Below are 24357 nucleotides of genomic sequence, written 5' to 3' on the forward strand. Positions count from 1 at the left end.
AGTACACAAAAAATTTATTACAAAGCAAATGATCTATTGTTTTTATGAGTAAAAAAATATATGTCAAATAAAAAAATAATATTTTTTACAGGAGGTGGGACTGGAGGTCACGTATTTCCAGGAATATCCATAATACAAAAATTAAAAGAACTTGACAATGAAATTGAATTTTTTTGGATAGGCAAAAAAAATTCTATAGAAGAAAGATTGATAAAAGAACAAAACAATATTAAATTTATTTCGGTCCCATGCGGAAAACTTAGACGCTATTTTTCTTTTAAAAACTTTACTGACTTTTTCAAAGTAATACTTGGAATAATAAAAAGCTTTTACGTTTTAAAAAAATATAACCCTCAGATTGTCTATGCAACTGGGGGATTTGTATCAACTCCTACAATTATTGCATCTAGTTTGCTAAAAATAAAAAGAATAACCCATGAAATGGACCTAGATCCCGGACTTGCAACAAAAATTAACTCTAAATTTGCAAACAAAATACACATAAGTTTCAAAGAAAGTGAAAAATACTTTAAAAACCACAAAAAAATTATTTACACGGGATCTCCCATAAGAAAAGAGTTTTTAACTCCAAATCCCAAAATCATCAAACAATTAACTCAAAACACTAACAAACCAATTGTTAGCATACTTGGGGGATCTCTTGGTGCTAATGCTTTAAACAATCTTGCACTTCGTATTAAAAAGGATACAAAGATCTACTTAGTCCATCAATCGGGGAAAAACTTAAATGACCTAAAAGAAGACAATTATTTAAGAAGACAATTTTTTAACGCACAAGAAATGGCAAGCATAGTTAAATTTTCCAATATAATAATAAGCAGAGCTGGGGCTGGAGCAATAAAAGAATTTGCAAATGCTTGCGCATGTGTAATTTTGATTCCATTTAAAAAAGGCTCTAGAGGAGATCAAATTAAAAATGCAAAATTACTAAAAAATCAAAATGCCTGCATTTATATAGATGAAGATGAAATTTTAAATACAAATATTTTGAAAATTATAAAAGAAACTTTAAAAGATACAGAAAAAATCAACTCTCTAAAAGCAAATATCAAAAAATTCAATAATAAGCATTCTTCAACTTTAATAGCCAAATTACTAATAAAAGATATTAAGGAGACAAAATCCAAATGATAGCAAACGATCCTGTAAAAATAACCGGAATAGTAGACATACTAATAATAATAATTTTTACATCTTTAGGATTTAGAGGATTTTTAAGAGGATTTATTAAAGAAATTAGCGGATTTGCCGAAGTTTTTGTTTTAATACTACTACTTTACAAAAAAACTGAAGAGTTTAGAAGACTGGTTGAACCTATTATTGAATTATCCTATATTCAAGCACTACTTGTATTTTTTCTGCTCATACATATAGGATTTTTGATACTGCAATCCCTAATAGAATCAATAATAAGTCAACTTAAATTATTATTCTTCAATAGAATACTAGGCTTAGTACTTGGTCTACTTGAAGCTTTTGGAATAATTGCAATCGTGGTTTACATAATACACTCACAACAAATATTTAAACCTGAATATTTTCTAAAAGAAAGCAAACTTCTTGATTATTTAACCCCCGGAATAAACTATCTCTTTAAAATCTCAAAAACAAAATAAAAGGAAACAACAATGACAATACTTCCCAAGATTGCCAAAGACATAATAAACGAATATGATCAAAAAATATTGCCAAATGCAATTCTTTTGCTGGGAGAAAAGTTTTCGTCAAAAAAGGCCAGCGCAATTGAGATTGCAAAAAAAATATTAAACGAAAAAAACTTAACAAACCCTAATTTGCTCATTTTCTCAAATCTAGATACAATAGAAGCAAAAGCACACCTTTTTACAAATTCGCATAAGATAGTAAATAAATACTTAGAATACATTAAAACTGTAATTTTTACTAAATGTTATTTCAGTAATGAAAAAAATTTGAAAAAAATAGAGAAAAATATCAACTACATTAATTCTGTTTATTATCAAAAAGAATATAATATAAACATAAAAAATGAACTTATAAAAAATATAGAAAATATAAACAAAGAACTAAATCATAGTATCACTGTTTATGATGTAAAAAAAATTCAAACTTGGATTTTTTCTGAAAAAGAAAAACCAAAGGTAATCTACATAAACGAAATCGAAAATTTATCATTTAATGTACACAACTCGCTTTTAAAAATACTAGAAGAGCCTCCTTCAAATATTTACTTTATCTTATCAGCAAGAAATAAGAACAAAATACCAAAAACAATACTTTCAAGACTTAGAATCTACAATTTTACAAAACCAGAAAGAATATTAGAAGTTAAAAGATTTAAAGAAAGCTTTCTAATAAACGAGGATATAACAATTGAGGAGTATTTCACCTCATTTTACAAAGAAGAAAGTAAAAAAATAAAAAAAGAATCAATAAAAATTTTAAATATAATAAAAGAAAAAAAATCCATATTTAATCTTGAAGAAATCGAATTTATAAAAGATGATCAAAGCTTTAAAATATTTTTAAACGAACTTACAATTAACATTAGAAAAGATTTTTTAGAAAACAAGATAAATATTAACCAATATCTAAAATATACAGAATATTTGAAAAATGTTTACAAATATCGCCCTTATAATCAAAATAAAAAATTAATAATAGAAAACTTGATGCTAAATTACGAAGAGATATGAATAATTTTTTCAAAAAAGCTTTAACAAAGCTAAACAAATTATCTAATGAACAAAAAATTAAATTTATTGAACAAATATACAAAAAAATAGAAATATATGACGGAATATTTGCATCAATTAATGAAGGAATAATTGTGCTTGACAAACAAAACAACATAATCTATTCAAACAAGATTTTATACCAAATTCTAGCTTTAACATCTAAATCAAAAATAGAAATTCTTGATGATATTCAAATTCCAATCTTAATAAATTTAATAAAAGAACTGGTTAGAACAGAAGATAAAATAATAGGATTAGAAGTTCCAATCTCAAACAACATATATATTAAAATTTCATTTATGCCTTATGTAAAAGAAAAAAAACTTGAAGGCAATATTATTTTAATCGAAGACATTAAAGAGAAAAAGAAGAAAGAAGAACTGTTTAGGAGAGTTGAGGCTTTGGCATCTTTTACAAGAAATGCAAGAAATATTGCTCATGAAATCAAAAACCCACTTGGAGCAATCGATATAAATTTACAATTACTAAAAAAGGAAATTAAAAAACAAAAAATAAAAAATGGTAAAGCTGAAAATTATTTTAAAGTAATAAAAGAAGAAATAAACAGAGTAGATAAAATAGTAACAGAATTTTTATTAACTGTCAGACCAATAAAAATCAACTTACAAGAAAAAGACATTAAACGGGTAATAAACAGCGTGAGTGAATTGTTAAATCCTGAATTAGAAAACAAAAATATAAAACTATTGCTCAATTTAAACAAAATAAACAATATTCTTGTTGATGAGAAACTTTTAAAACAAGTTATTATAAACATCGTTAAAAACGCAGAAGAAGCACTGCTTGAAACAAAAAAAGAAATAAAAAAAATAGAAATTTTTCTTTTCGAAAAAGACAATAAAATATATATCAACATAAAAGATAATGGAAATGGGATAAAAGATGAAGTAAAAGAGGAAATATTTAAACCTCAATTTAGTACAAAAGAAAAAGGAAGTGGAATAGGGCTTACTATTTCTTATAAAATAATAAAAGAGCTTGGGGGTGAAATTTTTGTGGAAAGCAAAGAAAACAAAGGCACTATTTTTACAATTACGCTTCCTAAACTAAATAAAAAAAATATTTTAATTGAAGGATATTAAAAATGAGCAAAATACTTGTAGCTGATGATGAAAAGAATATTAGAGAAGGAATTGCTACTTATCTTGAGGATGAAGGATATTTTGTTTTTACTGCTAGCGACGGAGAAGAAGCTCTTGAAACAATTGAAAATGAAAATCTTGATGTAATAATATCTGACCTGAGAATGCCTCACATATCTGGAGAAAAATTGCTCAAAATAGTTAAAGAAAAAAATTTAAAAATACCTTTTATTATTTTAACAGCCCACGGAACAGTTGATTCTGCTGTAGATGCAATGAGAGAGGGTGCTTATGATTTTCTAACAAAACCTTTAGATCTTGAAAGACTCTTGCTAATAATAAAAAGATCATTAAATAAAAAAGAAAATAACAATGCCGAAAATGTCAATTTAGAAAATATACTAATAAGAAAAGATTTAAAATACTATGAAAAAATCATGGGAAAATCACTATTAATGCAAAAAATTTTTGATCTTGTAATAAAAATAGCAAAATCAAATGCATCTGTTCTTATAACAGGCGAAAGCGGCGTTGGCAAAGAAATAATAGCCGATGCTATTTTTGATCTTTCAAATAGAAATGACAAGCCATTTATAAAAGTAAATTGCGCTGCACTTTCTGAGAGCATCCTTGAAAGTGAACTTTTTGGCCATGAAAAAGGAGCGTTCACTGGCGCAATTTCCCAAAAAAAAGGCAGATTTGAACTTGCAAACAAAGGTACAATTTTCCTAGATGAGATAGCAGAAATTTCGCCTGAAATTCAAGTTAAACTTTTAAGAGTACTGCAAAATAAAACCTTTGAACGTGTTGGAGGAGAAGCTACAATTAAAGTTGACATTAGACTTCTGGCTGCAACAAACAAAAACATTGAAGAGGAAATTAAAAAGGAAAAATTCAGAGAAGATTTATTTTATAGATTAAATATCATTAATATAAACATACCACCTTTAAGAGAAAGAAAAGATGATATATCCCATTTAACAAACATACTAATAAGAGACATTGCAAAGGAAAACAATAGAAAAGAAAAAACTCTCTCTAGTGATGCAATGAAAGCTCTCTATTATTACGATTGGCCAGGAAATATTAGAGAATTAAAAAATGTACTCGAAAGCGCGTTAATATTATCAAAAGGCAAGCAAATCACCAAAGAAGATTTACCATCAAAAATTAAGAATAATGAAAATCTTATATTTAAAATAACACTACCAATAGGAATTAGCTTAAAAGAAGCTGAAAAAGAAATAATAAAGCAAACACTTTTTCACTCCAAAAACAACAAAAGCAAATGCGCCGAAATATTGAAAATAGGAAGAAAAACTTTACATAATAAAATAATAGAATATCGCATCGATCAATAAGATTTATTTTAAATTATTAAATAATAGTCAATACAAAATAATAATACTAATTTAAATTAAATGTATAATTTTGAAACCAAAAAATTTTTTAATGTTAATAATTATATTAAAATGAAACACTTTCTTTCAAAATTATAATGCAAAAGTGTAAAAATATTTTCATTGGATAAATAATTATACATCATTATTTATTGATAATCAATATCATTTAATAATATTATGTTTAGTTGACTGCAGCCTATTTACTTCAAAAGATTTAAAGGATTAATAGGAATATTTTTTTTTAATATTTCAAAGTGTAAATGGGGGCCTGTAGAACGACCCGTTTGCCCCACCCTTCCAAGAAATTCACCTGATTTAACAAAATCTCCTATCTTTACAGAATATGAATTTAAATGTCCATAAAGAGATTTAATATTATTTTTGTGACCAACTACAACAAAATTACCATAAAGATCATTGTACCCAGCTTCAATAATTATTCCAGAAGAAGAAGAATACACTTCCGTATTCATCGGAGCCGCTAGATCTATCCCTGTATGAAAACTTTTATTGCCAGTAAAAGGATCATTTCTAAATCCAAAATCAGAACTAACAATAAATTTTTTTAAAGGAAACACAAAGTTGGCATTTAAAAAAAAAAGTAACTCTGTACCTGAAAAAAGTCCAAAATCTGGATTCTTGGCAAAATCAAAAAAATAAAACTCATAAACTCTGTCATTTTTTTTGATTTTTACTTTTTCAGCCTTGGTAAGATCCCTTGTTGCTAAAAGCAAATTATTAAACCTATAATCTTTACTATCAAAAACAAAAACTCCTTTTCTACTAGGAATAAGAATTTCTTGCCCAACACTTACAAAAGGAGAATCCAATAAATTAATGGTAGCAATGCCAGACTGCCACCCATTGATTTTATTAGCAATTTTAAAAAAAGTATCTCCTTTTTTAACTTTATATAAGTAAAAAAACAAGGGAATATGCTGTTTTTTATTATATTTAAAAACTTTAATTTTAAGATCAGAATAAATAGGATCATTTCTTGAAAAATTTTTTATTTCTGGATAAGAAAAAACACAAATTATTTTAAAAAAAAAGAAAACTATTCTAAATAACAAAAAAATCTTACCCATATTACAAATTCTTTCACACTTAATTAATCAAATATAATAAAAAACATAAAAAAAATAAATCGTGCTTGGACTTGCAAATAATAACAAACTGTAATAGACTGTCTTTCAACATGGAATTAAACGAATACCAAGAAAAAGCAAAAAAAACTGCTAAGTATAAAAATAAAAAAGAAGAATTGATTTTAACAACACTTGGTCTTGCTGGTGAAACTGGAGAAGTTGTTGAAAAAATAAAAAAATTGGGAAGAGACAAAGATTACATTATTGATGATGAATATTTAATATCAATTAAAAAAGAGCTCGGGGACGTTTTGTGGTACTTATCAAATTTAAGCAACAATTTAGGCATTACACTTGAGGATGTTGCCCTTACAAACCTAAAAAAAATACAAAAACGATATGAAAATGGAACAATAAATGGTGAAGGTGATGATAGGTAAAGTATATAAATTGAAAACACTTAACGTCTAAAATAAAAATGCTTAATACTTATATTAAAGGTATCTTACTTGGAATTGCAAACATAATCCCAGGTGTTTCTGGGGGAACACTAGCTTTAATATTAAGAATTTATTACAAGATAGTAGATTCTGTTTCAGAAATCTTAAAGCTCAAAGAAATTAAAAAAAATTCAATGTTTTTAACTACTTTGGCAACAGGAATGCTAACTTCAATATTATTGACTACAAAAATACTTAAAACTTATGCCTTTGACAATGGAATAATAGAAGCATTGTTAATAGTATTTTTCATGGGGTTAACATTTGGGAGTATGCTAACACTAAAAAAAGAAATATCCACAAAAGAAACAAATAATAATACAAAAATATTAAAACACTTATTGTTTTTTATTGGCATGGCCATTATTGTGCTTTTTTTAATAATCAAAGAATCTAATATGCAATTGCAAAGTACAATATATAAAGACAAAAACTCAATAAAATATTACTTACTATTAATATCTTCTGGAACCATAAGCGGAGCATCAATGATATTGCCAGGAATCTCGGGATCTGCAATGCTTTTACTACTCGGCTTTTATAAAGAAATAATACTCATTATATCCGAATTTAACATTGCTCTTATTACAATATTTGCAATAGCCGTAACAATAGGAATAGTTGTATCAATATTAATAATGAAGAAAATAATAGATAATCACTTAAATAATTTTATTTATTTATCAAGGGGCTTAATTTTTGGATCAATTCTACAAATGATGTTAATCGTATTAAAATTAAATTTTAAAATCAGCTTTACAACTTTTGCATCTTTAGCAACATCATTCATATTAGGAACGCTTATAAACAAAAAAATAGCTGAAAAACATTAATAAAAATCTTGAAAATACCGAAGACCGGACTTGAACCGGTACGGAGCTTCCTCCTCAGGATTTTAAGTCCTGTGTGTCTACCACTTCCACCACTTCGGCATAGAATAATATAATAAATAATAATATATCGCGATGTCAAGTTTCAAGAAAATAAATCCAAAAAGTCAATTGATAACTATTTTTTGGGGAAAATTCTCAATAGTGTGATTGCTATGCAAATAATCTATAATTACAAACATAAATGAACATAAAGAAACCTTAGCAAAAAAATTGGAAAAAACTCTAAAATTAATTTTATTTGCCAACATTGAAATATTACTTGAATCATTTATTAGGTTAAAAAATCCATTTTTGATTAACAAATCAAAAATAACAAATTCAGATTCATCTAAAATAAACATTAATTTATCCATCTGGGCTTTTAAATATAAAATTTGTTCATTAATTTGCAAGCTAATAGAATTTCCAATAAAATCATTGTTTAAATTATAAATAACAATGCCATGGCGATTATCCTTAAATTTAAAATCGACAAGCAATCCTAATTTTAAATCACCATAATCTTGCATTATGCTTAAAACTTTAATGTTTATTTCACACTTAGAGAGAATACTAATAGAAAGCTCTTTTCCTTGATCAATAAAATAAGCATTCTTAAAAGTCCCAAATAAAACTCTATTATTGATTAAATCAAGAACATTTTTATTTTCAAGATTCTTGATAATTATTAAATCAAAACTTGAATTGAGTATATTATAAACAGAATCTAATAATTCTTGAGAAGAATTATTATTTAAATTAAAATTTGCAACCTTAAGCTCCAAAACACTAAAATCTATATCTACAAAATTACAGGAAAAAAATAAAACACTAAGCAGAAATAAACTCTTCAAGTTGACACTTTGTCTCAACAACTTCAAATATAAGTCCATACTTTTTTGCAGCGCTACTGTCTAACCAAAAATCCCTATCAGTATCCTTTTCTACTTTAGAAATCTCTTGACCTGTTTCTTTTGAAATGATATTATTAAGTTCTTTTTTAACTTTATTTAATTCATTGGTATAAATTTCAATATCTGTAGCAACTCCTTTAAATCCACTCAAAGGTTGATGCAATAAATACCTAGCAAAAGGCAGTGAAAATCTATTTTCTAATTTTGCAGCCAAAAAAATTAAAGCGGCAGCACTTGCAACAAGCCCTACTCCAACTGTAAAAACTTTAGGTTTAACAAAACGAATCATATTAAAAATAGCAAATCCAGCATCAATATCGCCTCCTTCTGAATCAATGTATACAAATATAGGCTTTTTAGAATCTAAAGCCTCTAACAACAATATTTTTTCCTGAAAAAGTCGAGAAATATTCTTAGTAATCTCACCAGCAATCACTATTGATCTACTCTTTAAAATTAATTTCAATGATTTATCATGCAAAACACAATTATTATTATCTTTTTCACTGATCATAAACATCCCTTATACAAAAATATAATGGTATATTATAATTGAAAGTAAAAGGTTTTTAAATGATAATAAAGCATAAAAACTAAACAATTGCACCTAATTTCTGAAAAGCAAAAAGTTAATAAATCTTTAATCAAACTTCACTATAGTCAAAAATACTCTAAATTTATAAATAAGTTATAAATAGGTAAAATCTAAAAAGGAGTTTATAATGCATCATGAATTTGCAGTTATCGGAGGGGGAATAGCGGGAAGCACTGTTACTTACGAACTACTTAAAAGAAATAAAAAAGTAATTCTTTTTGATGATGAAGATACAAAAGCAACAATAATAGCCGGGGGACTTATTAATCCTATTATGGGTAGAAAAATGAACATTGCCTGGAAAGAATCACATATTTTTGAATTTGCAAAAAACTACTATCAAGAAATAGAAAAAACCATTAAATCCAACTTTTTTATAGAAAAAAATATTTTTAGACCCTTTACCACTGAAAATCAAAAAAATGAATTGCTTGATAAAATTGAAAATGATAAAAACATGACAAACTTTATTTTAAAAATAAAAGATGGAAAAATTTATGATTTTTCAAACGACTCTAACGGCGGAATGATAATAAAAGGAGCTAGGATTAATACGAAAATCTATATAAAAAGTATTAAAAAATATTTAATCAAAAAAAAATCATACATAAACAAAAATATAGACGAAAATAAAATTAAACTTGGAGAAAGTTTTTTCAAAATAGAAGATTTCAAATTTGAAAAATTAATATTTGCAAAAGGATATAAAGAAAAACTCAAAGGATTTTTTTCTTACCTTCCATTTGAACCTGCAAAAGGCGAAATCATTATACTAGAATGCAAAAAATTAAACTTTAAAGAGGTTTACAATAGACACGCATCTTTAATTCACTTAAAAGGCAATAAATTTTACCTTGGGGGTACTTACGAATGGAATATTTGGAATACACTTACAAATGAATGGGCAAAAATAGAATTATTGAAAAAATTTAAAAAAATAACAAATCTAAAATGTAAAGTCATTGGTCAAAAAGCACACATAAGGCCTTCAACTCTTGACAGAGAGCCTTTCTTGGGAGAACATCCCCAACATAAAAATATCTTCATATTAAATGGCTTTGGAACAAGAGGCATCTCGATGGCACCATACTTATCTAATTTATTAGTTAATAATATTGAAAAAACTGACAAAATTCCAAATCATTACAATATTAAAAGATATGCAAAATATTATAATATTTTGCATCATTCTTAGAATCAAGAATTTTAAATCCATACTGACAAACAATTCTATCTCTTAATATTTCTAAATTCATGAAAAAATAATATAATGTTTAAGTTAAGCTAAAATAATTCTTATCCAAAGAGAAACTAAAGGTGAAGCAAAATTTAGCAAAGCAATTAAAATTAATTAACACTTTCAAAACAAACCAGGAGAATAATCTTTGGGATTCAATATCAACATTATAGGAACTGGAGGAACAAGACCGCTCCACAATAGATATTTATCATCTGTGCTAATCGAATACAATGGTGAGAATTTTTTATTCGATTGTGGAGAAGGAACTCAAATGTCTTTAAGAAAACAAAAAATATCTTGGCAAAAAATAAAAATGATTTGTATTACACACTTACATGCTGATCACATTACAGGACTACTTGGAATAGTAATGTTAATGTCACAAAGTGGAGAAACAAGAAAAGACCCATTAATAATTGCTGGACCTGTTGGAATAAAAAATTATACAAAAACTAATATAGATATGCTTAAAATATATAAAAACTATGAAATAATTTATAAAGAAATAATCATAGATAAAACCGAAAAAATAATATATGAAGATAAAACAAAAAAAGTTGAATACACCAGGCTAAAACATTCAATAGAATGCGTTGGATATTTATTCATAGAAAAAGATAAACCTGGTAAATTCAATACAGAAAAAGCAGAAGAGTTAAATATACCTAAAGGACCTATTAGAAAAACTCTGCAAGATGGAAAAGAAATACTGCTAAACGGGAAAATAATAAAACCATCAGAAATACTTGGAAAGTCTAAAAAAGGATTAAAAGTTGCATATATTACAGATACTGGTTATTTTAAAGAACTCATACAGCAAATTAAAAATTTTAACCTCGTAATAATTGAAAGCACATTTAAAAACGGGCTTAAAAAGGAAGCAGATAAAAAACTCCACTTAACAGCCGGTGGAGCTGCAAATATTGTCAAGCAAGCAAAAGTTTTACAAACAGGACTTATTCATTTTAGTGAAAGATATACATTAAAAAAAGATCTTGAAAATTTACTAAAGGAGGCAAAATTGGAATATCCAGATGGAGAAATTTTTTTAACAAAAGATGGAATGAGACTTGAAGCAAACAAAAATAACTTTATTATTAAATAGGAGGGTATATGATAAATGTAGAAAAAGTTACCAAAATGTATGGTTCATTTACAGCGCTATTTAATGTTAGCTTTAAGGTTGAAGAAGGCGAAGTGCTTGGAATACTTGGCCCAAACGGAGCCGGAAAGTCCACATTAATCAAAATCTTAACATCATTTCATTATCCAAGCAAAGGTAATGTAAAAATTTTTGGAAAAGACATTATAGAACATTCAAAAGAAATACTACAACAAATAGGATATGTTCCTGAAAAACTAGCTCTTTATCCAGAACTTTCTGTTAAAGAATATTTAAAGTTCATATCAGAAATAAAAGGAGTTAAAAAATTCAAAAAAGAAATTGACAAGGTAGTAAGCATATTCAAATTAAAAGAAGTTGAAGATAAACTGATTTCTCAACTTTCAAAAGGATTTAAACAAAGAGTAGGAATAGCTGGTGCTTTAATAAACAATCCCAAACTTGTAATACTCGATGAACCAACAAATGGTCTTGATCCAAATCAAATAATTGAATTTAAAGAATTCTTAAAAGAACTCACAAAAGAAAGTACAATATTATTCTCTTCACACATACTAAGCGAAGTAGAATCTATTTGTAAAAGAATAATTATTGTCAACAACGGAGTAATTGTTGCTGATGACACAAAAGAAAATATTATTAAAAATAAACTTAAAGAGATTGAAATAGAATTAATAGTTTTAAAAAAATCTGAAAATGAAAAAAAAATTTTCAATAGCAAAAACGATATTTTTACATTAATGCAACTTGAAGAACACGAGAGAAATTTAAACATTTCATTAAAACTATCTCAAGGCAAAACAGAAGAAGATCTCTTTAGTTACATAGTAAAAAATAATATAATCTTAAAAGCAATGGTCCCAAAACATGAAAGCCTTGAAAAGATATTTAGCAAATTAACCAAGGAGATAGAAAAATGAAAATAGACTTAAAGCAATCTTTATCGCTTTCTAAAAAAGAACTAAAAATATTATTTGGAACCCCAACTGCATACGTTGTTATGCTATTTTTTTTAATATTCATAAATTTTTCATTTATTTTTTTATCAGGATTTTTTATTAAAGACAATGCATCTCTTACCTCTTATTTCTCTTCAATGCCTATTATTTTGATGTTAGTGCTGCCAGCACTTAGCATGGGTGTATTCTCAGAGGAACATAAAACAGGAAGCATTGAACTTCTTTATGCTCTGCCGCTAAGCCCTCAAGAAATAGTCTTGGGTAAATTCATTACTCTTAAAATATTTACCTTAATACTATTCTCACTTACCTTGCCTCTTACAACAATGACAGTTTTCATGGGAGAATTTGACCTTGGAATAATATTGCTTCAATATCTAGGAATAATTCTTTATTCTCTCTCCGTGCTAAGCATGGGAACATTTATCTCCTCTATTACAAAAAGTCAAATAGTCTCTTACATTCTAACCGTATTTACACTGATATTAATACTATTTTCTGGGAAATTGGTTATGATTTTTGGAAAAGAAAATATAATAGGAGAAATGCTTAATTTTATTTCAATAACTAATCACTTTAGCTATTTTAATATGGGCATACTAAACTTATCAGACTTTATTTATTTTATTACATTTACAATCACATTTCTAATACTAAGCACACACAGCATAACGCTAAAAAAATGGAGATAAAATTATGAAAAATAAAGAAAATGAAGTTTTAAACCTAACTTTAAATCTTACAATAATCTTTTTGATTTTTTGCAACATATCTATTTTCATTTTTAAAATAGACTTTACAAAGCATAAAGCTTTTACAATATCTGAAGTTACAAAAAATTTATTTACAAGTGCGAATGAAACAATATATATAACATATTACAATTCAGGAAGTCTTGAAAACTATTTTGCTTTTCCAAACCAAATAAAAAATTTTTTAATAAGTTTTTCCGATGCTTCAAAAGGCAAGGTAATTTATAAAGAGCTTGATGCTGATAAAATTTCAACACCATTAGAACACATTGGCATTCCTTCTCAGCAAATCGACTTAAGAGATATCAATCAACTCTCAATACTTAAGATATATTCAGGAATTGAACTTATTTACGAGGGGAAAAGAGAAATAATACCAATTGTAACAGAAATCAGTAATTTAGAATATGACCTTGCGAATGGACTTGACAAGCTAATAAACAATACAAAAAAAGTTTTAGGGCTTGCTTTTGGAGATAGCACTTTAAAAGAAGCACACAAAAACTTTTCCGAAATAATGAAAAAAGCATTTGGCATTGAAATAAAAGAAATAGATTTAAAAACTGAAAAATTAGAAGACATAAAAAAAGAGATTAATGGATTATTCATTATTGGTGCTAAAGAAATTGATGAAGAGATTGTAAAAAAAATTGACGATTTTATTGTTAATGATGGAAAAATATTTGTTGCAACAAGCGCAATTGACTACAATCCTCAAAATCCATATGGAATAAATCCTATTAAATCTAAACTATTTGATCTATTTGAAAATTATGGTATAAAATACAACAGCAATATTATTCTCGATAAAAGAGCGCCCACAATCTTTTTAGGTGGCAATTTCCAAACTTACTATCCATGGGCCTTAATAGACAATAGTAATATTGTAAAAAAAGACATGCCGTTACTGAAAAATTTTTATTCTGCTACAATTCCTTGGAGCAGCTCATTAGAACTTGTAAAAAAAGATTCAGAGGAAATAAAATTTTTACCTCTATTTGCAAGCTCCAAACAATCGTGGGAAGTTAAAGAGCCTAATCTTTCAAACATATCTTTGAATGCATTTGAAGTTCCAAATAAATTTGAAGAGGATAAACTTAAAATATTAGGATATGCAATTGAAGGAAAAATTAAAAGCCTTTACAAAGAACAATATTCCAAAAATTCTAAAATAATCCTAACAGGATCAAGCATGATATTTAGTGATTACATGTACAACGGTTCTCCATCGAACTTTGAACTATCAGGAAGAATTTCAGATTATTTAATGCAAAAAGAAGAATTTTTTAATATTAAGTCCAGAGAAGTGCGAGCTAAATTAAAATTTACAAGCTCTTCAAACGAAATGGTCAATGCAAAGTTTTCATTAATAATTGTTAACTTAATTATTCTTCCAACAGCAATACTAATATTTGGACTTGTTAGATTTACTAGAAAAAGAAAAGCAAATTAAGAATAAAGGAGTGTTTATGACAAAACTAAAAATATTCTCAATCAACAAAGAAAAAATAAAAATATTAATAATAATAGCGTTAACATCTACATTCTTATTGGGAATAATTTTCTCAAATGAAAATAAAGTAGCAAGAATACTGGAAGAAAAATTTTTCGATTTTGACTTGAATTTAATTTCTAGAATTGAAACAGAACTTGAAGGAACACTGACAAAACTTGGCAAAGATTGGATGCTGACATATAACAAACAAAATATTCCCGTTGATAATAAAAAAGTTAATTCTTTAATCAAAGCATTAGACGAACTTCAAAAAAATAAACTAGTAAGCAGAGATCAAAAAAAACACAAAGAACTGGGAATTGGAGAAAATCCAAGCTTCAAATTATTTGACAATAATAACAAACTGTTAACAGAAATTTTTGTTGGAAAATCAGGAGAAGGTGATTCAAGACTAGCATACATCAAAGGTAGTGACGAAAATGTTTACTTAACAAAAAATATTTTCTTATCATATAAAGGAAATTCCTATAATACATTTTCAGATACTACATTATTTCAAGAAAAAAACACCAAATTAGAAAATTTATCATTAAAAATGATAACAAAATTAAAAAAAGAAAATGAAAATAATATAAATAATAACTATGAGATTAGCACTAAAGATGGCCTTTATTTTTTAAATAACCAAAAAATGACAAAGGAAAGGCCTTTAAATATTATTGCTGAATTTAAAGCTGATGGACTTGAAATTGACAAATCTAAAATAGATGACTATAAGCTTCAATACAAGATTGAAGTCAAATGGAGCAATAAAAGTGTTAACGACATTGAGGTTTACTTTAATAAAAACGAAGAAAATGACAACGATATATTAATCAAAAAAGATAAAGATGAGCATTACTATATGACTAGCAAATGGACTTTTTTCGATGTATTTAACTTAGAAAAAAAATTAACAGAAAAAGATAATATTTCTAGCAACGATAATCAAGAAGATCTCCATGAACATCACAACAATACAGATTAATCTTGTTATGTGATTAAAAGGGAATAAAAAGCAAAACATATAAAAATAAATATGATCAAAATGTAACCAAGCAATAGACAACATTTTATCTTTTGATAAAATGTTGTCTCGCTTTAATTAAAACAAAAAAATCATCCAACCATTAAAAATTAATTTAAAAATTTTTATAAAAAAATAGAATTTGATAAAATAGGCTCTTTAACCTTTAGTAAGTAAAAACTTAACTTTTTTTAAAACCTCATACTCTTGTTTAATTTTAAAAATATTTCTATTAGGATTTAACTCAAGCTCACTTTCTACCCTATCAATGAAATTTATTAACACGGTTTTCTCATCACCATTTAGCATAACATTACTTAAAGATTCTTCAGAATTAAACTTGCTCACAACCTTTTCAACATCATCAAAATTAAAATGAGAAAAAGAATGATCTTCGGTTATATTTTTAAAACTGGGCTTTTCACAATTGGCAATATCATTACTTTGCCCTCGATCTGCTTCATCTATCAAATTTTTCCCTTCATCATTAGTAAAAGAATCCTCAATAACTTGAGAATCTAAATCCTCTTTTAAAATACTTTCAAAGTCGTCAAATTCTTTTAACTCGAGACATTCACCAGAGCTCTTAAGAAAATCAGAATTAACACTATTCTCATACTCAATAGTTCCCTTCTCATCAATTAAATCTAAATGCTGTTTATTATCTACAAGACTCTCCAATTCTTCATTATGATCATTATTATTTAACTCAATATTTTCTACGGACACATTATCACAACTAGCCCCAATACCTTCTTTTTTAACAAAATTATCAAAACCATTGTCAGCCACATGCAAATTACTAGTCAAATCAAAATCTTCATCTCTATTAAATTTAACATTGTGCTGCCCCCCCCCCATTTCACTTTCTTTTGGAGCATAATTAATACCTTCAAGCAACGCATTTAATTCTTCTTGCCCAATAGAAATATTGGGCAAATTGTCTTCTTTTTTAGAAAATGAATCATCAATCTCAGACGACTTTTTTTCAAAATCTTTCGAATAAGAAGTAATAAAATCTCTTTGAACAAGCTTAAGCCCATGATCAAGCATTTCTTTTTCAACTCTCTCAACACGAAGCTCAACATCCTTTAAACAATTAATCAACTCACCATGTCGTTCTTTTAATATACTATCAAGTTTTAAAAGCTTTTCATCTAAAAAAAATTTAAGATTATTTGAATCTGTAGAAACAATATCAATAGACTCATTTCTTAAAAATACTTTCTCTATATCAAAATCAACTTCCTTGGGACCTTCTTTGATAAAAAAAATACTTTTCTTCATGCCAAACTTGCTCTCCAAAGCTACTCATTACGCTACAATCTAAATCAACTTTATAACTACTTGTAAATATAATATATTAAGAATATAATTACAAGCTATATGACTATTTATAAAAAAATTGCAATGTCTTTTTACTCAGGAATACTAAGCTACTTCATAATAGCTCCCATGTTTGGGGAGAGAGGATTTGTTAATTATCAAAAATTGGATAACAACTTAATGTTAATAAAAAATCACATCGAAAAACTAAAAGAAATTCAAAAAGAATTAAAAGCAAGATATATTAATTTGCAAGTATCTAAGTCCGAAATTTTAAAAGAAGCCAACAAATTGGGCTACTATCCTAAAAATTCAACAGTAATAAAAACTAACAATAATAAAGTTCAATATAACCAAGGACAAATATTAACCCTACAAAAACCCCTTTCTAAGAATCAAAATTTTTACTTTATATCAATAACAATAGGTTTAATTTATTATTTCTTATCGAGTTGCATTGTCCAAACCAAAAAAATTACACAAAACAATAAACTTGATTTCAACAACTCTAAGGATTAGCTTTTTTTGAAAATATTTATTTTCAAAAATGTAATATATTTGTTAATTAATTTAATTTGTGCGTCATTTTTCTGCACATCGTTAGTAAATTTTTTTTCAAATGAACACCAGTATACTCCTTTTGTTAAAACAAACATCCTGAAAAAATACTTACAATACATTGGAATATACAAAAGCATAGAAAGTTATAACCTAGTGCATAACTTCAACCCTAAATCAAAATTAGAAAAAAATTGCTTTTTAAAGCATATAGCTGGCAATTCATATATAATATACAAAACAAAAAATGAAGGAATACTATGGGGTGATTATCGATACTCTCTGCTAAGCAAAGGAAAACCAACCACTAAAATAATTTTTAAAAAATTATTCAATACTTTAAAAGTCTCAATTCCAGGAGCCCTACTCTCCTATATTGTAGCAATAGCCCTTGTTATAATTTGGAAAATTTACATAAAAAACGACTTAATAAATAATTTGCTAGAATATTTAATGCTATTGCTCCACTCTATGCCAAGAAACTTAACAGTATTTTTAATATTGTCTTTAATATATTACTTAAATTTAAATCCAAAAAATTCAATAATAGGTGGATTTGCTTGGTTTTTTTCATTCTTCATATTTAATTCTGTAATTTTTAAACAATCTCTTGAAAAAACTTTATCAGAATTTTACATAAAAGCTGCAAAATCAAGAGGAATAAATAAATTACAAATAATCTTGAAACATGCATTAATTCCATCAATAACACCATTACTTACGAACATGAGGCCTGTTTTTACGACTGCTTTTTTTGGAGCATCAATGATTGAATCAATGTTTGAAATTGATGGAATTGGAGCTTTATATTTAGATGCTTTAAAATTCAACGATTATGTTATTTCTAAAGATTTGATTTTTATTGGTGTTTTCATCATGCTTATTCCAAATATAATAACAGATATACTAATTTACAAAATCAATCCATATAAGGACACCCTAAGCCAATGAAACCAGATATAATAATAAAAAAAATTTATATCACACTCTTTAACATATTTATTATATTATTAATCATTGCTCCAACACTGGTTAATGAAAATTCAAAAATTGCAATCTATAAAAAAGATCCAAATAAAGTTTATTTAAAATCTATCAAAAACATTCCTATGCCACCCACAAAAGACAATCCACTAGGAATAGATAAAATGGGAAGAGACATTATGGCAAGACTAATAATTGCAACCAGAAATTCTATTCTACTTTCACTAAGCTACGCAACAATTTCTGCAGCAATTGGTATCTTCATTGGAACAATAATTGGCATGTTTAGTTTTGAAATTTGCATGCTAATTTCAAAACTAGTCGAAACATTGCAAACGCTACCCTTTTTTTATATTGTGTCTCTAGTTTTTTACTACTTTTTAAAACAAAAAACTTACAATATACTTCAGACAGCAACATTACTGGCATTGATTCATGGATGGATCAGATTTGCTTTTATTGCAAGAAACAATACATTGATAATAAAAAATTTAGATTATGTTAAAGCCAGTGAAGCTATAGGGGCAAGCAAAATTAAAATAATATTGCGTCACATTTTCCCAGAAGTATTCTCATCAATATCATCCATAATCCCATTACAAATGGCAAGAAGTCTTACTACTTTTGAAGTAGTAAGCTTTTTACAAAACCAAGATAAAAATCTATATCCCAGTCTTGGAGAACTGTTAAACTATATGAAAATGGGTAATAAATATCTATGGATATGGATCAATCCCCTGCTCATAATAATAGGTATAAATATAATACTAGCAATAATAAATTTAAAACTAAGAAAAAAAATGAAACATTTAATATCATCTTGACTAAAAAAATTAATAAACTCTTGGAGCAAATTTTTCTAAAAAGCAATTGGCACAACTTACATTTCTAGAAGTGCAAATTTCTCTTCCATGTTTATTAATAGCCATAGAAAATTTATATTGCTTACAAGGCTCTATTCTTCTTCTTAGATCCAGTTCAATCTTAACAGGAGAATTTTCCAAAGAAAGAGCATGCCTTGTAATAACTCTGCTAAAATGGGTATCTACAATAATTGCAGGCTTGTTGTAAACAACTCCAAGAATAACATTTGCTGTTTTTCGACCTACTCCAGGCAGTTTAACAAGATCAAAAATATTATTTGGAATAACACCATTAAATTTTTCCAAAATATCAATAGAACAATTTACAATGTTTTTAGCTTTCCTTGAATAAAAGCCAGTCTTATAAATTAATTTTTCAACATCTCTCACATTTGCTCTTGATAAACTTTCAAAATTCTCATATCTTTCAAAAAGATATGGAGAAATTTTATTCACCAAATTATCTGTTGTTCTTGCACTCAAAATTACCATTATTAAAAGTTCATAATTATTTTTATAATTCAAAAAAGGTTTAACATTGGGATACCTAAACAAAGTTTCATCAACAATCAAATCAAGATTAATCATAAAAAAATTATAAAACATTATAAACGCAAAACAAAAATTAAAAAATATACAAAGAAAAGGCATCTGGACTTTATTGACAAGGATTTTTCAAAATGATATACTCATCATTAGCATTTAAAATGCATCAATAGCTCAATTGGATAGAGCAACAGACTTCTAATCTGTAGGTTTTAGGTTCGAGTCCTAATTGGTGCGCTTTTCACTCGGGATGTGGCCTAGTGGCTAAGGCACCTGCTTTGGGAGCAGGGGATCGTGAGTTCGAATCCCACCATCCCGAAAAAATATTTAAAATTTAAAAAGCTAAAAACAAAGTTTTTAGCTTTTTAGTAATTTATACAAATTCAGTCAAACTGCAAAATTATTTAACTTGCTTTAAGGTATTTAAATCCAAAATAAGTAAAGTTTTAAACTCATCCTGCAAATAAATAAAATCCTTTCTCACAGAAAAGCTGGTAAAAGGCAAAATTTTATTCTCTGAAAGAACAAACTCATCTAAATTTTTAGGAGAAAATTTAGCCAATCTCCAAGCATCACTACTATCCTTAACAACTACTAAAATCATTTTGGAGTCAACATATAAAGATGAATTTTTACTAATCTCAAAATTAGACTCTGATATCACGTTTAAATTCTCAAGTTTATTAAGTATCTGAAGTTTAGCTTTTCCTGAATCCATTTTAATAACAACCAAATCTTTTTCACGTTCATAAATTCCATACCGATGAATGCCTTGCTGAGTACTTTCTTCAAGTCTAACACCAGTATTTAAATCAATAAGTTGAAGTGTCCCTAAATTTGTAATCGGATCGATAACCTCTAAAAATATAGGACTACCGGAATCCACAGACATAGCAGTTAAATCTTCATTTAAAGAAGTAGATTGATCTTTAACTTGAGACTTGGTTTTTTGCAAATCAACATCTTTGTTATTTGCATTCTCTTTTGAATTAATGTCACTATAAGAAGGCTTATCTAATGGCGATGACTCAGCATCCTCATTACTGTTAGACTTGGAAATTTTATCTATTTTTTCAACCTCAGAAACAGGTTTTAAATTTTCTTTACTATCTAATTTTTTATCCTCTAATAATTTTTGATCTTCTGGTATCATCATTAGGTTTTCGTCATTATTCAAATCATCCGAACTTGCCTGTGATTTACCTTTGATTATTTCTTCTTCCTTGCCTTTAATTTTTTCTTCGCTAGAAGATTTAAAATTTAATTCTTGATTAAGATCTAATGCTTTATGATCTTTACTTTTTAAAAGTTCTTCTTCACTTTTTTTGATTTCAATTTGCTTTTCAATTTCTCTTTTTTGATTTTCATCACTAGTTTCTTTAAGCTGCTCTTGCAAATCCTCTAGACTCTCTTTTATCTGAAGCTGCTTATCAACTTTAGGAGAACTTACATCACCAGGTTTTGGTAAATTCTTTTCCTTGTTAATCTCGTTAATATCCTCTTGAATCTTTTCTCTAACAGTAGCCCTTTGAATATCTAAATTATCTTCAAAAGAATCTAATTTTTGTTGAGCTTTATCAAGATCAACTGCCTTTTTATCTAGTTCTTCTTTTTGTTTCTTTTTAGCATCAACCTGACTTTCAATCTCTTTTTTATGCTCTTCATCTGTAGCCTTTTCAAGCTGATCCCTTAAATTCTCAATAGTTTCTGTTATATTAGAATCGTTTTCATTAATATTATCTAATTCAATATCAATTTTATCTTGATCTGCTTTATGAGTTTCGCCTTGAATGTCTGTAATATCTCTTGCAAAGTTAACACCTGCTTCATTCTCACTTAAAAGAGCTGCCACCACCTTATCTGTAACCAAACTGTCAATATCAATATCAGACTCAATATTTCCAGATAAAATATTCTTTTTAAGAGGAATAAATATTTGTGTCTTCCCAGCCCATTGACTATACACTCTAGAAAGACCTGCATTTTCTTTAGTTAAAGACTTCAAAGCGGCCTCGATATAAAACTCTTTATAATAATCCAAATCTCCTCTATAAACAGCATTATATATTGTAATAACCTTAGCAATTAATTCTGCACTAGATCTCTCATAATCGAAAGACTTTATTAAATACCCTGTAAGAATTCTTCTTAGATTCAATATGCTGTCAAGCTGTGAATTACCACCAATAGAAAAAACATCAACACTTGCTTTTTTATCTTGATCGTCAATAAATCTATTAATAAAATATTTACCATAGTAACTTGAATTGCTATTGGAATTGATCAAAGGTCTGGCTAAAAACTCCCCAATACCCACTATTTGTTCATATGTATTTGTAGAATCATAAGGACCTTTATAATTTACAAACTCAAGATCCATATTAACAAAGTCCTTCAATTTCTTCTTATCAACTTCCCTTGCATTAAGGGGAAATCCATTTAAAAAAATAAGAAAAAAACTAAAGATTAGTAACATTTTTTTCATAAAAGAAATTCTCCTATAAATTTAATTATAACCTACCTTATCAACTAAATTCACTAATTTAAACCTAATTTTAACATAATCAGATTTATATACAAAACAGTTAATTCAATCTTGAATGCTTGAAATAATTTCATTAATGTATTTGTTAATATTTTCAGAAAAATTTTGTCGTCTCATAAACATTAATAAATTTATATACTTATGCTTACAAAGTTTAAGAAGTTTGTCTGTTGAATTTAAAATTATATTTCTCAAATTTAAAATCACAGAATAAGCTATTTCCAAATTGCCTTGATAATTTAACACTATATTTTGAATGTAATTATATATAATACAATCTTGTCCATAATAACTTTCAAATTTGGTAATAGTTTGAACTATGGTAATTATATTGTTAATATCTCTTTCTCTAATTGCCAAATTAATAAGACTCTTAATTGAAAATTCATCATTAACATATACAAAATACCTATAAAGCTTACCCCTTGAAGCAATTCTATCAAGTCCTTTTTCTGGCAAAAGCCAAACATTAAAAGCTTTTTTATATAAATTTAAATATTTTTTGGGAAAATTTCCATGTTTAGTTGCAAGAAAATCCAAAATCCCTAAAAATTTATCATACGCAGCGTTACTGTAACTAGAACTAAGAATCTCATCAAGAAGTAAATAATTTTCATCATAATCTACAAAACTTTTCTCTTTTAAATCTATCCTACCTTGATTGTACTTATTGCCTCCAAAATGATTCCATACGCTAACATCAAGTTCTTTATCGTATTTGTAATAATAAGTACTAAGAACCCAATCGCCCCCCCCTAAGACAATAATGCCTGAATTAGCACTAAGTCCTGACAAACCCTTAAGCTTAGCATCCACAAAAGATATATCAAAATTTTCTTCAAAAGACAAAATTCCATTTGATTTCGTAGAAATTAAAAGATTTCTATTATTATAAAGAACGGCTTTCTCAATCTCAAAGTTCATTTTTTTTTTGAATTTAAGCTTAAAATTTCTATTTAAATCAAAAAACATACCAACACTTGAAATTGCGACATATTCTCCATTAAACTTTTCAAATAAAAAATTAACAGGAAAGTCTAACTTAATAGAGCCAACAACTTCCCCAAAATCTCTCCCATAAGCAACAATATGACCTGACTTATGCCCAACAACTACCTCTTTTTTTGTATTTATCATTAACAAAAAAGGAAAAGCAATTAGTCTGGAAAACCATTTCTTATCACCTAAAGAATCAAACAAAAATATTTTATCATTTTCACTTGCAATGCAAAAATCACCATTATCAAAAACTACAGGAGAAGTAGCAGGTCTACCATCTATCTTAACCTCAAACATTTTTTTTCCACTCTCTAAATCAATAGAAACAACCCTCTCGTCAGCAAGGGGAATTAAAATGCTAACATTACCTATGGCAGGAACACCTAAAGGTGAAAAATCAAGCTTATACTTCCAAATAAGTTTTCCTCTTTTGATCTTTTCAACTTCATTTCTAACTGTAATAACATAATACCCATTATCAAAATCTTTCAAAAGAAAAGAATATGGGATTCTATCCAATCTATAAGAATATTTCTTCTCAAATGACATTGTATAAGTAGTAAGCCATCTATCTTTTGTTAAAACCGTAATAGTATCACGTTTTTCATCAATAATTGGATTGCCTACAACTTTACCGGTTAATGCTTTTTGAAAATATAAATTAATACTAGAATAAAGCCTTAAAAAAGAAACTGAAAACACAAATATAAAAAGTACACATCTCAAA

General features: G+C 27.0%; 23 protein-coding genes and 3 tRNA genes. 18 read left to right on the top strand and 8 right to left on the bottom strand.

All coding sequences use genetic code 11. The features are described 5' to 3' along the window. The first annotated feature begins 60 nt into the window (after nt 1-60). The 5 genes from murG to BLO14_RS00425 are packed head-to-tail and all read left to right on the top strand — an operon-like array spanning nt 61 to nt 5202. Nucleotides 61-1152, top strand: coding sequence for an undecaprenyldiphospho-muramoylpentapeptide beta-N-acetylglucosaminyltransferase (gene murG, locus BLO14_RS00405; RefSeq protein WP_091971647.1), 1092 nt, complete (start codon nt 61-63; stop codon nt 1150-1152). Then, complete coding sequence (locus tag BLO14_RS00410) at nt 1149-1637, top strand: CvpA family protein (protein ID WP_091971649.1); 489 nt, start codon at nt 1149-1151, stop codon at nt 1635-1637. Before murG ends, BLO14_RS00410 begins: the two co-directional genes overlap by 4 nt. A gap of 12 nt (nt 1638-1649) precedes the next feature. Further along, nucleotides 1650-2696, top strand: a complete 1047-nt coding sequence (locus tag BLO14_RS00415) for a hypothetical protein (protein WP_091971652.1) — start codon at nt 1650-1652, stop codon at nt 2694-2696. Next, nucleotides 2693-3841 carry a two-component system sensor histidine kinase NtrB gene (locus tag BLO14_RS00420; RefSeq protein WP_091971655.1) on the top strand — a complete coding sequence of 383 codons (1149 nt, stop codon included), beginning with the start codon at nt 2693-2695 and terminating at the stop codon, nt 3839-3841. The genes BLO14_RS00415 and BLO14_RS00420 overlap by 4 nt, the downstream gene beginning before the upstream one ends. A gap of 2 nt (nt 3842-3843) precedes the next feature. Further along, the gene (locus BLO14_RS00425; RefSeq protein ID WP_091971658.1) at nt 3844-5202 is read left to right on the top strand and encodes a sigma-54-dependent transcriptional regulator; all 1359 of its coding nucleotides are present in this window, start codon (nt 3844-3846) and stop codon (nt 5200-5202) included. A 242-nt stretch (nt 5203-5444) separates the two neighbouring features. On the opposite strand, the gene BLO14_RS00430 is transcribed toward BLO14_RS00425, so the two are convergent. Beyond that, a complete protein-coding gene (locus tag BLO14_RS00430; protein ID WP_091971661.1) occupies nt 5445-6332 on the bottom strand; it encodes a LysM peptidoglycan-binding domain-containing M23 family metallopeptidase in 888 nt (295 codons plus the stop codon). 110 nt (nt 6333-6442) lie between these two features. Here BLO14_RS00430 and BLO14_RS00435 point away from each other — a divergent pair, with 110 nt between their 5' ends. Both BLO14_RS00435 and BLO14_RS00440 read left to right on the top strand, forming a co-directional pair. Continuing rightward, nucleotides 6443-6772, top strand: coding sequence for a nucleoside triphosphate pyrophosphohydrolase family protein (locus BLO14_RS00435; protein WP_091971664.1), 330 nt, complete (start codon nt 6443-6445; stop codon nt 6770-6772). Between the two features lie 38 nt (nt 6773-6810). Next, the gene (locus BLO14_RS00440; protein WP_091971667.1) at nt 6811-7665 is read left to right on the top strand and encodes a DUF368 domain-containing protein; all 855 of its coding nucleotides are present in this window, start codon (nt 6811-6813) and stop codon (nt 7663-7665) included. Between the two features lie 15 nt (nt 7666-7680). Here the strand turns inward: BLO14_RS00440 and BLO14_RS00445 are convergent. The 3 genes from BLO14_RS00445 to BLO14_RS00455 all read right to left on the bottom strand — a co-directional run bounded on the left by BLO14_RS00445 (nt 7681) and on the right by BLO14_RS00455 (nt 9132). Further along, nucleotides 7681-7764 (bottom strand) — tRNA-Leu (locus BLO14_RS00445). Nucleotides 7765-7829: 65 nt separating this feature from the next. Next, nucleotides 7830-8489, bottom strand: a complete 660-nt coding sequence (locus BLO14_RS00450; protein ID WP_091972266.1) for a hypothetical protein — start codon at nt 8487-8489, stop codon at nt 7830-7832. A 46-nt stretch (nt 8490-8535) separates the two neighbouring features. Next, complete coding sequence (locus BLO14_RS00455) at nt 8536-9132, bottom strand: ATP-dependent Clp protease proteolytic subunit (RefSeq protein ID WP_091971671.1); 597 nt, start codon at nt 9130-9132, stop codon at nt 8536-8538. Between the two features lie 208 nt (nt 9133-9340). Between BLO14_RS00455 and BLO14_RS00460 the strand changes: the two genes are divergently transcribed. The 6 genes from BLO14_RS00460 to BLO14_RS00485 all read left to right on the top strand — a co-directional run bounded on the left by BLO14_RS00460 (nt 9341) and on the right by BLO14_RS00485 (nt 15770). Then, nucleotides 9341-10408, top strand: coding sequence for an NAD(P)/FAD-dependent oxidoreductase (locus tag BLO14_RS00460; protein ID WP_091971673.1), 1068 nt, complete (start codon nt 9341-9343; stop codon nt 10406-10408). A gap of 190 nt (nt 10409-10598) precedes the next feature. After that, nucleotides 10599-11558 (top strand): ribonuclease Z, encoded by a 960-nt coding sequence (locus tag BLO14_RS00465; protein ID WP_091971676.1) that lies wholly within the window; start codon nt 10599-10601, stop codon nt 11556-11558. A gap of 8 nt (nt 11559-11566) precedes the next feature. Further along, nucleotides 11567-12496: an ABC transporter ATP-binding protein gene (locus tag BLO14_RS00470; RefSeq protein ID WP_091971680.1), complete on the top strand. Its 930-nt coding sequence runs from the start codon at nt 11567-11569 to the stop codon at nt 12494-12496. Continuing rightward, nucleotides 12493-13227 (top strand): ABC transporter permease, encoded by a 735-nt coding sequence (locus tag BLO14_RS00475; RefSeq protein WP_091971684.1) that lies wholly within the window; start codon nt 12493-12495, stop codon nt 13225-13227. Before BLO14_RS00470 ends, BLO14_RS00475 begins: the two co-directional genes overlap by 4 nt. Nucleotides 13228-13231: 4 nt before the next feature. Then, nucleotides 13232-14740, top strand: coding sequence for a GldG family protein (locus BLO14_RS00480; RefSeq protein ID WP_091971687.1), 1509 nt, complete (start codon nt 13232-13234; stop codon nt 14738-14740). Nucleotides 14741-14756: 16 nt separating this feature from the next. Further along, on the top strand, nt 14757-15770 hold the full coding sequence (locus BLO14_RS00485) for a DUF4340 domain-containing protein (RefSeq protein ID WP_091972268.1): 1014 nt from the start codon (nt 14757-14759) through the stop codon (nt 15768-15770). A gap of 198 nt (nt 15771-15968) precedes the next feature. Here BLO14_RS00485 and BLO14_RS00490 read toward each other — a convergent pair whose 3' ends face one another. Then, entirely contained in the window at nt 15969-17096 is a 1128-nt protein-coding gene (locus BLO14_RS00490) for a hypothetical protein (protein ID WP_091971690.1), read from the bottom strand. Between the two features lie 99 nt (nt 17097-17195). Between BLO14_RS00490 and BLO14_RS00495 the strand changes: the two genes are divergently transcribed. From BLO14_RS00495 to BLO14_RS00505, 3 genes are read left to right on the top strand one after another with little or no spacing between them, the layout of a single operon-like run. Beyond that, entirely contained in the window at nt 17196-17654 is a 459-nt protein-coding gene (locus BLO14_RS00495; protein ID WP_091971693.1) for a septum formation initiator family protein, read from the top strand. 6 nt (nt 17655-17660) lie between these two features. After that, on the top strand, nt 17661-18644 hold the full coding sequence (locus tag BLO14_RS00500; protein WP_091971696.1) for an ABC transporter permease subunit: 984 nt from the start codon (nt 17661-17663) through the stop codon (nt 18642-18644). After that, nucleotides 18641-19501, top strand: coding sequence for an ABC transporter permease subunit (locus BLO14_RS00505; RefSeq protein WP_091971699.1), 861 nt, complete (start codon nt 18641-18643; stop codon nt 19499-19501). Before BLO14_RS00500 ends, BLO14_RS00505 begins: the two co-directional genes overlap by 4 nt. Nucleotides 19502-19510: 9 nt before the next feature. Here BLO14_RS00505 and BLO14_RS00510 read toward each other — a convergent pair whose 3' ends face one another. Beyond that, nucleotides 19511-20146, bottom strand: a complete 636-nt coding sequence (locus tag BLO14_RS00510) for an endonuclease III domain-containing protein (protein WP_091971702.1) — start codon at nt 20144-20146, stop codon at nt 19511-19513. Nucleotides 20147-20249: 103 nt separating this feature from the next. Between BLO14_RS00510 and BLO14_RS00515 the strand changes: the two genes are divergently transcribed. Both BLO14_RS00515 and BLO14_RS00520 read left to right on the top strand, forming a co-directional pair. Continuing rightward, nucleotides 20250-20323, top strand: a tRNA-Arg gene (locus BLO14_RS00515). Between the two features lie 9 nt (nt 20324-20332). After that, nucleotides 20333-20405: transfer RNA gene (locus tag BLO14_RS00520), tRNA-Pro, on the top strand. Between the two features lie 81 nt (nt 20406-20486). On the opposite strand, the gene BLO14_RS00525 is transcribed toward BLO14_RS00520, so the two are convergent. Both BLO14_RS00525 and BLO14_RS00530 read right to left on the bottom strand, forming a co-directional pair. Beyond that, complete coding sequence (locus BLO14_RS00525) at nt 20487-22571, bottom strand: P83/100 family protein (protein WP_091971705.1); 2085 nt, start codon at nt 22569-22571, stop codon at nt 20487-20489. 105 nt (nt 22572-22676) lie between these two features. Then, the gene (locus BLO14_RS00530; protein WP_091971707.1) at nt 22677-24356 is read right to left on the bottom strand and encodes a PQQ-binding-like beta-propeller repeat protein; all 1680 of its coding nucleotides are present in this window, start codon (nt 24354-24356) and stop codon (nt 22677-22679) included. Between the last annotated feature and the right edge of the window lies 1 nt (nt 24357).

Source organism: Borreliella japonica (genome assembly GCF_900099615.1).
Taxonomy (GTDB): domain Bacteria; phylum Spirochaetota; class Spirochaetia; order Borreliales; family Borreliaceae; genus Borreliella; species Borreliella japonica.